Origin of the sequence: Geomonas sp., assembly GCF_035254065.1 — a bacterium.
In the GTDB taxonomy this organism is placed as follows: domain Bacteria; phylum Desulfobacterota; class Desulfuromonadia; order Geobacterales; family Geobacteraceae; genus Geomonas.
The window spans coordinates 1-8981 of record NZ_DATFBA010000400.1 but is presented as its reverse complement, the minus strand read 5'-3'; the positions used below and the strand labels follow the sequence as shown (position 1 = coordinate 8981).

Genomic DNA, 8981 nt, shown 5'->3' with positions numbered 1-8981 from the left:
GATCGAGGCGAGCATGGTGATGCTCTCCGTCCCCTTTGCGCTGGTGGGTGGGGTGTATCTGGTCAAGGCGTTGGGCTACAATATGTCCGTGGCCGTGTGGGTCGGCTTCATCGCCCTGTACGGTATCGCCGTGGAGACCGGGGTGGTGATGGTCATCTACCTGCACGAGGCCTTGGACAAGAAGCTGATCAAGGGGCCGGTGACCGAGCAGGATATCTACGACGCCACCTTCGAGGGAGCGGTATTGAGGCTGCGTCCGAAGCTGATGACGGTGGCGGTGGCGCTGATCGGACTGGTTCCCATCATGTGGTCCACCGGCACCGGGGCGGACGTCATGAAGCCGATCGCCGCGCCGATGATCGGCGGCATGATCTCGTCGGCGGTGCATGTCCTGATCATGACGCCGGTGATCTTCGTGCTGATGAAGAAGCACGATCTTAAAAAGGGGAAATTGAAGTACTCCGGGATGAAGCACTAAATCGAGCTAACCCAGCTAACCCCATCACTCCTCCTCCCGAAGGGGGAGGTCGGGTGGGGGGAGCGCTGTCCCGGACCACGGGGCTCCACCAAGATGGGATACCTGGGCTCCCCTCCCTAACCCTCCCCCTTCGGGAGAGGGGACTGTCAGACTAAAGCAGAGTGCACTGTCAGGCTAAAGAAACTGAACAACAAAGGAGACTGAAATGAAGAAACTTGTCGTTACCCTCGCAGCAGCTATCGCTCTTTGCGCGCCGACCTTTGCCCTGGCCGAGATGGACCACATGAACATGGACCACGGCAGCATGAAGATGGATCATGGCGGTGGCATGATGGCCCATGGAAAGGTCATTCATGAGGAGGTTGTCAGCGGCGTGAAGGGGACCTTCACCCTGCTCGACATCAAGTCGAAGATGGAGAAGATGGGGATGAAGGAAACCCACCATCTCATGGTCGTCTTCACCGATCCCAAGACCAAGAAGAAGCTCAGCGAAGGCGAGGTCAAATTCAAGATCATGGGCCCGGACAAAAGCGAGCAGGTGAAGGAAACCATGGCGATGGAAGGGGGCTTCGGCGCCGACGTCACCATGCCGGCCAAGGGCAAATACGGCATCATGGTCAGGTCCAAACTTGCCGACGGCAAGACCCGGGACTTCAAGTTCTGGTACGTCGTAAAGTAAGCCACTCACAGAGGGGAGACGCAGCCACCTCGCTGCGTCTCCATCCCGCTCCTCACCTGTACCATTCCGCTTCAGCTTTTAGCTCCTGCTGATCTCCCCTGGTACCCCATCCCGGGACGAGTCCGACAGGGGGACAGGCACCTGCCGGAGCCAGTCCCCTTCCCCATCCTCACCCTGTCCCTCCCCTTGAAAGGGAGGGGACGTAGGACCCGCCTGATTCCCTCGCCCCTTTAGGGAAGAGGGGGGCCGAAGGCGGGGTGAGGCCGATGCAGAAAATCCTACGTCGGCTGAAGAATATTCCCCACACCTGGTGTGCCTTTCGATGCCATGATGCCACTTTCCCTAACGATATTACGGTTTGGGCGCTTTCAGAGAGGGTGGCATGCTCTTTGTAAAGTACGTTCGACACTGTCGAAGGGGGCGCTGGTGCTTTCCCGACAGTGCGGGAGCCGACATGAGAAGCAAGCTCATCAACATCTGCCTGGTCCTTGCGGTAGTCATCATCCTGCTGGTCTTCGGCCTCTACGTCCGGATCGGCGCCACTGCCGACGCCGTGGTCGTTATGAAGACCTCCGGGATGGGGTGCGCCAGCTGCACGGCCAGGGTGAGCAAAGCCCTCCAATCGGAAAAAGGAGTGGCGGCCACCGAGGTGGACCTTCAGCGCGGGGTGGTGGTGGCAGGCTATGATTCGAAGCAGGTCTCGGCGGAAAAGCTGGTCCGAACCGTTACCGAGGCCGGCTTTGCCAGTAACGTGCAGTCGGTAATCACCCCGGAACAATTCCGCAAGGTGTCCGGACACAACGTCGGGCGCCTGGCCGGAGGAGACGGGTGCTGCGGCAGGGGATGCTGCGCGAAATAAAACCCAAAAGGAGCTAGCGTGAAAATGGTATGCAAAAGTGGGATGAAGTACCTTGTTTTGGTCCTGGTCTGCCTGTCGGTGGTGGCCACCGTTGCCTTGGCCTTCAATATCCCCGGTGTCGGCAAGTATGACACGGTGAAAGCGGCCAATGGCATGATCACCATCCCGGTCGCCAAGGTCAACGACGGCAAGGCCCATTTCTTCAAGTTCGCTGATGGCGGCAAAGAGGTGAAGTTCTTCGTGGTTAAAGGTAGCGACGGGCACCTCCACACCGCGTTCGACGCCTGCGACGTCTGCTACCACGAGAAGAAAGGGTACGAACAGCAGGGTGACCAGATGCTTTGCAAGAACTGCAACAAGAAGTTCGCCATCAACCGCATCGGCCAGGAATCCCGCGGCGGGTGCAATCCCTCCAGCCTCCCCGCTCGGATCGATGCAACCAACATCCGGATCATGGTCGACGACCTGAGAGCCGGCGCGACCTTCTTCTAACCATGAAACTGCATAATATCTCGTTCAACAACCTGCGCAGGCGCAAGACCAAGATGGCCTTTCTCACCATCGGCCTGGTGGTCGGCATCGCCACCATCGTCACCCTGGTGACCCTCACCAACTCCATGTCCAGCGACATCGGTCGCAAGATGGACGAGTTCGGCGCCAACATCCTGATCACCCCCCAGCAAAATGGTCTCTCCATGAACTACGGCGGTATCAGCCTGGGCGGGGTCAACTTCGACCAGAAGGAGATCCGGGAATCGGACCTGGCGCTGATCTCCACCATCAGGAACAGCAGGAACATATCGGCCGTGGCACCCAAGGTGGTGGGAGCCGTTGAGGTTGACCGGCACCAGGTGCTGCTGGTCGGGGTCCAGTTCGACAAGGAGCTGAAACTCAAGCAGTGGTGGAACGTGTTCGGCAAGGCTCCCGAGAGGGGCGACGAACTGCTCTTGGGAAGCGAGGCGGCCCGCGTGCTGAACGTGATGAGCGGCGACACCATCGACATCAAGGGAGAGAAGTTCAAGGTCTCCGGCATCCTCGATCAGACCGGCTCCCAGGACGACTCGCTCATCTTCTCTCAGCTGCCGGTGGCCCAGCGGCTGCTCCACAAGGAAGGGCGTCTGAGTTTCGTCGAGGTCGCCGCGCTCTGCTCGGGGTGCCCGATCGGCGACATGGTGCTCCAGATCGCCGAAAAGCTTCCCGCGGCCAAGGTAAGCGCGATCCAGCAGGTGGTGGAGGGGAGGCTGAAGACACTCGACCAGTTCCGGCGCTTCTCCTACGCCATGGCCGGGGTGGTCGTTTTCATCGGTTCCTTGATCGTCTTCGTCACCATGATGGGGAGCGTCAACGAGAGGACCACCGAGATCGGCGTCTTCCGGGCCATCGGGTTCAGGAAGAGCCACATCATGCGCATCATCCTGCTGGAGGCGGCCGTGGTTGGCGTGTTGGCGGGAGTGTTGGGATATGCTGCCGGCATGGGAGGCGCCAAGCTCGCGCTCCCGATGATGGCCGAGGGGAAGCAGGTGCAGCTCGTTTGGGACGGAGTGGTAGCCGCCGGCTCGCTCGGCCTTTCCGTGGTGCTCGCCCTCTTGGGGAGCCTCTATCCCGCCCTGCACGCCAGCAAACTTGACCCGACCGAAGCCCTCAGGGCGCTCTAGCAGACCTGTCCGACTGGCCAGAAACGTCTGACTGGTCCGACGAGGAGGAAGCCACGCAATGCCATTGATCGAAGTGCAACACCTGTCCAAAAGCTACGCCAGCGGCGACGAAACCGTGCAGGCGCTGCGGGGGGTGGAATTCAGCATCAGCCAAGGGGAATTCATCACCATCATGGGGAGGTCCGGCTCGGGCAAGAGCACGCTCCTCTCCATCCTGGGCGGCATGAACCGTCCCACCTCCGGCACGGTGGAAGTGGCCGGGACCGACCTCTACAGCCTCTCCAGCGAGAGGCTCGCCGATTTCCGCAGCCAGCGGCTCGGCTTCGTCTTCCAGTCCTTCAACCTGGTCGGCTACCTGACTGCGCTGGAGAACGTCATGCTGCCGCTCGCCATTTGCCGGACGGGAAGCAAGGAAAAACGTGCCGCCGCCAGGGATGCGCTTTCCCGGGTGGGCCTTGCGGGGAAGGAGGACCGCCTCCCCAATCAGCTCTCCGGTGGCGAGCAGGAACGGGTGGCCATCGCACGCGCCATCGTCAACCGCCCCGATATCCTCTTCGCCGACGAGCCGACCGGCAACCTCGATTCCAAGACCAGTCTGGAGATGATGAACCTGTTCCGCACCCTGAACGGCGCGGGGCAGACGGTGGTGATGGTCACCCACAACCCCGAGAACTGCGACTACTCCGACCGGAGCATCTGCCTGCGGGACGGCCAAGTCGTGGTGGAATGCTAGCGGGGAGGGATTTCTTGACACCTGTCTCGCGGGGGGTGTATTAAAGAGGCAGGCAAAATGATCGGGAGACCATGATGAGCATCGACAAGGACGAGCGGAAGAGATCACATCTGAAGCTTGTCGTGAATAATGAAACCAACAGGAGCGCGAGACCGGCCGGCGAGCAGGAGTTCATCCCGCTCGAGGAGCTGATCGCCAACCGGGACCAGTTCCGCCCCGCCTTCTACCGCGGCATGGGCCGCCTGCAGACCAAGGGGTATCAGGCGCTGGAGCGCTTCCTGCAGGGGCGCGGCGCCCCCTACGGGATCGATCCTGTGCACGGCAAGGTCATGGTTCTCCCCTGCGGCGCCCTCTCCCCCGAGGCGCTCCAGTACGGCTCCCCCCAGGACGAGGTGCTCCTCTGCATCTCGGAAGACGCCTCCGGTTCAGGCCTCTGCTTCTCGCTGGAAATGATCCTTCCCTACTTCAGCGAGGACGACGCCGTCATGGAGGAAGCGCTCCTGTTCGCCCCGGTGCTGCAGTACGGTGCCCTCTTCCTGGAAGAAAACCCGCACGACGGCATGCTGGACCTCATTTACCGGCTGGCCGTGCCGCTCTACCCGCCGCTGCTTACCGCCCGGCTGCTCGATCGGATGCTGGCCATCTTCTCGTTTGAGCTCAAGGAGACCTTCCTGGCGCTTTCCGACTACCCCGAGGGGTGAGGAGGGGGCTTCCCCACGCCTAACAGCGGCGATCATCACCTCCGGGCTGCCTGTTTCCCTCCCCTGCAGTGCCACTTCAAGATCTCGTCGTGCGATAGTTAGGAGACATCTCATGCGCATCCTTGCCGCACTACTTGCCTTCACCCTGTTTCCTGCCGTGGCAGGCGCCGACGATTGGGTCGAGGTCCCCTCTGCCGACCCCACCATGGTGATCGCATTCAGCAAGGACAGCGTCGAGGTCATGTCCAGTTCCGTGAAAAAGGTCAGGACCAGGTTCGCGGGCAGGAACGGCCAGGTCATCCCGCAGGTCAATGTGATGAGCGTGGTAACCGATGTCGAGTTCAACTGCAAGCAGCCCCTGGAAAAAGTTCTCTTTGCCCAGATCGTCACGGCCGACGGCAACCTCTCCTCTCAACAGGTAGAAAACCCTCTTTTCAGCGAAATACCCCACGGATCCAACAGCTACCGCCTCTGGTTACAGATATGCTCCCCGCCAGGCGTCAAGACCCAGTGAGCCGGAGAGTTCCCTGGCGCGCCTGCCGGGGGCTTGTCTGCGCCATGCTCTTTCTTGCTGCCGGCGGCTGCACATGGAGCAGCTTCACACGCGCTGCTGACGGCACCAAGGTCCCCTTCGAGCAGATGGTGCAGGAGATCCAGGACGCGCGGGTGATCCTGGTCGGCGAGCAGCACGACCGGATGAAGGATCACCGCCTCCAGCTGCAAATCATCGACGCGCTGCAGGCCCGCGGCAGGAAGCTCGCCATCGCCGCCGAGATGTTCACCGCCTCCAGCCAGGACAAACTCGACTTGTGGACTGAGGGGAGGATGGACGCGCTCTCCTTTCAGTGGCTGTATTCGGACAACTGGTCCGAGCCGTGGCCGCTTTATCGCGACATCTTCCTTTACGCAGGGGAACACCGGATCCCGATCGTGGGGCTAAACTACGACCGGGAGCTGATGCACAGGATATCGAGGGAGGGGATAGGGGCGCTTTCCAAGCAGGAGGCGGCGCAGCTGCCACCGGACCTCTCTTGCGACCGCAACTCTCGCTACACGCAGTTTCTCCAAGCCATCTACGAGAGCCACCCGGGACGGGTCGGCTCCTTCGAGAACTACTGCGTCGCGCAGACGGTTTGGAACAAGGGGATGGCCAGGCACGTGGTGGAGTATCTGAAGCTGCATCCGGAGCGGACGGTGGTGGCGATAGTCGGCTCCTACCACGCCGTGAGGGACGCGATTCCCGCAGCAGCGGCCAACCTCGATTGCCGCATCCTGATACCGATGGTGACCCCGGGGATTGATACCTCGAGCGCCCGGGACGGCGACTTCCTGTTTCGGTGAGCTCCGCGTGCCGTGAGAACGGCGGGGAAGGAAAGGTGGGGAGTATCTAGTGAGAGGACGGCGCGATCGCCACCGGCGCCTCGAAGTGGGCGTACGGAGATGAGGAAGCTTTCCCTCCGTGGGATAGCCGGTCACCGGTACGGGCCGAGGCTGTTACCGAAGACGTTGCCGGGACCTTGTCGTGCAGGGCTGCAGTAAGAAGAGCGAGGCACAGCAAGGCCGAAATCACAGTTGTCACAACCAGACCAGTCCTCTTCATCGCGCCCTCCCGTTTCCGCAACACGTTTCTGCTGCCGTTGCTATCAAAGCATAATCAATGCCACTTAATCCGGCATCGCGTCGGGTCGAGGAATGAGCGAATCTTTAAGTACTTGGGCGGGGCGGCGCATCGCGCGAAGTGCTGGCTGGAGCGGGAGGGACCGTCAAATGGCCAGTCGGCAGCTGTTAATTGACTTTAAGGAGGGGGCTGGTGGAGGCGCACCCGGCAGGGGGCGCCCATCGGTAGTGGTTGCCAAAGCGGAAACGTTTGCGGCTGGTCGGAGTGTTAGCCGCGCAGGCGGGTTGCTGCGGCCGGAAGCCGGCCGCGGCGTCAATGCGGCAAGTTCCGGCCGTAATTGTAAGCCTGCGCCACCTCCGGGTTACCTGGCGCCAGCTGGTGGGCCTTGGTGAGATACCCGACCCCGTCGGCGGGCTGTCCCAGGTCGCACAGCGCGCGGCCGAGATAGGCAAGGGTCATGAAGTCGTTCTTGTTCACGGAAAGCGCCTGTTGCCAAAGCTTGACGGCATCCTCGATCCTGCCGCCCGAGGCGTAGACTCTACCAAGATCGCGCAGGGCAGGAACCATGTCCGGCTTGAGCGACAGCGCCTGCTGCAGTTGCTGAGCTCCCTGATCCACCTGGTTCAGGAACAGAAGCATCATTGCCAGATCGTAATGCACCTCGGGGCCGGTCGGGAAGGTCTCAGCTGCGCGCTGGAACATGCCCCTGCTCCCCTGGAAGTCACCTTGGGCGGAAAGTGCCATGGCTTCACCGTTTAGGAAGCGCACCACCTCGTTGCGCAGGTTGAGGTTCCAGGGGGCGCGGACTATCGCCTGCTCGTACTGATGCAGTACGGCCGCCGGAGCCTCCCCCGCAAGCTGCTGCTCGCGCGCGGCGTAGAGGGCGTTCTCGGCCCGGTAAGCCTCGGCCAGGCGTCCCCCCTCCGGGCCCGCCCTTAGGAGAGCCGGGCCTGGTTCCTGGCTGCGGAACGACATCAGCAACCGATGATTGAGAAGGTCTCTCTGCTCAGAGGGAGCCGCATAGTCCGCCGGAGAGTAGAACTCGAAGAAGGGATGCTCGAAGCTGTTGATTCGGCCCGTCGGCAGCAGGTTCCGTACGGTCTGGTCGCTGGCAATGAAGTGGGCCAGAATGGAGTCTGCCGAGGTCAGCCCGTATTTCGTTATCCCCGCGAAGGCACCGGGATCCCTGGCCATTTCCCCTGCCATCCGCGCCGGGTCGAGCTCGATGCGGTCATTGGAGCCGACCATGAAGGTGTTGGACATGGTGAACCGCCCTACCGGCGGGAAATACCAGAGCATCACGTGGGGAAAAGAGCGGGCGAAGGTCCTCATCGCAAGGGTGTACTGGGACGGCGGCAGGTCCGTGGGCATCCACTGGATCACCAGGCCGCCGGGGGCCAGGTGATCCCTCAGCAACTGGTAGTAGTCGCTGGAATACGACATGGAGTTGGAGGCATACTTGCCGGCGGTCTTCTCGTCCGCAGAGATGATGTCGTACCTGTCGTGGCTCACGTGCAGGAAGTCGGCGACGTCGTCGATGACCAGCCTGGCACGGGGGTCATCGAGTATGCCGTAGTTTTCCCTGGAGAAGTAGCGGGCACCGTCCAGCACCCCCTGGGCCAGCTCGATGCAGTCTATCCTCTTGATCCCGGAGTGGCGGGCGCTTTCTCCGGCCAGGATTCCGGAACCAAGACCTATGGTCAGCTCGGAGCTGTACGATTTTAAAAGAAGCTTGGGGAGGTGGGCCAGGATCTGCTGCTTGTAGTCGGAATCGCTGGTGCCGCCGATTCCTATGCTGTCCACGCTGATCATCTTGTAGTCCGGGTTGCTGCTTGCCCAGACCTTGGTGGTCACCAGGTCCCCCTCCTGGTAGAAGAGCACCCCGTCCTTAGCGGTTTGAAAGGCGCAGGGGAACTGGAAGCTGAGCGGCATGCGGAATAGGAAGGTTGCCGAGGCAAGGAACAGTACCACTGCCACCGCCATTCCGGCGCCGGACCGCCTTCCCTTGCAGGAGACCACCACCAGCCCCAGGCAAATGTTGAGGGCTGCGGCCAGCAGGATTCCCTTCTGGATGCCCAGAAACGGGAGGATCAGCAGCCCCGGGAGCAGGGCGCCCAGGACGTTGCCCAGCGTGTTGAAGGCATAAACCTTTCCCACTACTGCGCCGGTGCTTTTCAGGTCGGCGAGGAAGATTCGGCCGATGAGCGGGAAGGTGGCTCCGATCAGGGTGGCGGGGACCAGCATGAGGATCAGGGCGA

At 61.6% G+C, this 8981-nt stretch carries 10 protein-coding genes; 9 read left to right on the top strand and 1 reads right to left on the bottom strand.

Features of this window, described 5'->3' with window-relative positions; all coding sequences use genetic code 11:
* The 9 genes from VJ604_RS18865 to VJ604_RS18825 form a co-directional block, all read left to right on the top strand.
* Positions 1–478 (top strand): efflux RND transporter permease subunit (locus tag VJ604_RS18865; protein ID WP_324085184.1); only part of this gene is annotated, 478 nt, incomplete at its 5' end.
* A gap of 205 nt (positions 479–683) precedes the next feature.
* Complete coding sequence (locus tag VJ604_RS18860; RefSeq protein WP_324085182.1) at positions 684–1157, top strand: hypothetical protein; 474 nt, start codon at positions 684–686, stop codon at positions 1155–1157.
* 454 nt (positions 1158–1611) lie between these two features.
* A complete protein-coding gene (locus tag VJ604_RS18855) occupies positions 1612–2016 on the top strand; it encodes a heavy-metal-associated domain-containing protein (RefSeq protein WP_324085180.1) in 405 nt (134 codons plus the stop codon).
* A gap of 24 nt (positions 2017–2040) precedes the next feature.
* Positions 2041–2508 (top strand): DUF2318 domain-containing protein, encoded by a 468-nt coding sequence (locus VJ604_RS18850; RefSeq protein ID WP_324085178.1) that lies wholly within the window; start codon positions 2041–2043, stop codon positions 2506–2508.
* 2 nt (positions 2509–2510) lie between these two features.
* The gene (locus tag VJ604_RS18845; RefSeq protein WP_324085177.1) at positions 2511–3671 is read left to right on the top strand and encodes an ABC transporter permease; all 1161 of its coding nucleotides are present in this window, start codon (positions 2511–2513) and stop codon (positions 3669–3671) included.
* A gap of 58 nt (positions 3672–3729) precedes the next feature.
* A complete protein-coding gene (locus VJ604_RS18840) occupies positions 3730–4404 on the top strand; it encodes an ABC transporter ATP-binding protein (protein ID WP_324085176.1) in 675 nt (224 codons plus the stop codon).
* A 74-nt stretch (positions 4405–4478) separates the two neighbouring features.
* On the top strand, positions 4479–5105 hold the full coding sequence (locus VJ604_RS18835) for a hypothetical protein (protein ID WP_324085174.1): 627 nt from the start codon (positions 4479–4481) through the stop codon (positions 5103–5105).
* 112 nt (positions 5106–5217) lie between these two features.
* Positions 5218–5619 carry a hypothetical protein gene (locus VJ604_RS18830; protein WP_324085172.1) on the top strand — a complete coding sequence of 134 codons (402 nt, stop codon included), beginning with the start codon at positions 5218–5220 and terminating at the stop codon, positions 5617–5619.
* The gene (locus tag VJ604_RS18825; protein ID WP_324085171.1) at positions 5616–6446 is read left to right on the top strand and encodes a ChaN family lipoprotein; all 831 of its coding nucleotides are present in this window, start codon (positions 5616–5618) and stop codon (positions 6444–6446) included. Before VJ604_RS18830 ends, VJ604_RS18825 begins: the two co-directional genes overlap by 4 nt.
* Before the next feature lie 589 nt (positions 6447–7035).
* Here VJ604_RS18825 and VJ604_RS18820 read toward each other — a convergent pair.
* Positions 7036–8981: spermine/spermidine synthase domain-containing protein (locus tag VJ604_RS18820; protein WP_324085169.1), on the bottom strand; the 1946-nt coding region annotated here is incomplete at its 5' end.

What these genes read in the sequence shown, in the direction of transcription:
- VJ604_RS18835 (WP_324085174.1), top strand. Translation starts at nt 4,479, where the DNA reads ATGAGCATCGACAAGGACGAGCGGAAGAGATCACATCTGAAGCTTGTC.
- VJ604_RS18855 (WP_324085180.1), top strand. Translation starts at nt 1,612, where the DNA reads ATGAGAAGCAAGCTCATCAACATCTGCCTGGTCCTTGCGGTAGTCATC.
- VJ604_RS18850 (WP_324085178.1), top strand. Translation starts at nt 2,041, where the DNA reads ATGGTATGCAAAAGTGGGATGAAGTACCTTGTTTTGGTCCTGGTCTGC.
- VJ604_RS18840 (WP_324085176.1), top strand. Translation starts at nt 3,730, where the DNA reads ATGCCATTGATCGAAGTGCAACACCTGTCCAAAAGCTACGCCAGCGGC.
- VJ604_RS18830 (WP_324085172.1), top strand. Translation starts at nt 5,218, where the DNA reads ATGCGCATCCTTGCCGCACTACTTGCCTTCACCCTGTTTCCTGCCGTG.
- VJ604_RS18845 (WP_324085177.1), top strand. Translation starts at nt 2,511, where the DNA reads ATGAAACTGCATAATATCTCGTTCAACAACCTGCGCAGGCGCAAGACC.
- VJ604_RS18860 (WP_324085182.1), top strand. Translation starts at nt 684, where the DNA reads ATGAAGAAACTTGTCGTTACCCTCGCAGCAGCTATCGCTCTTTGCGCG.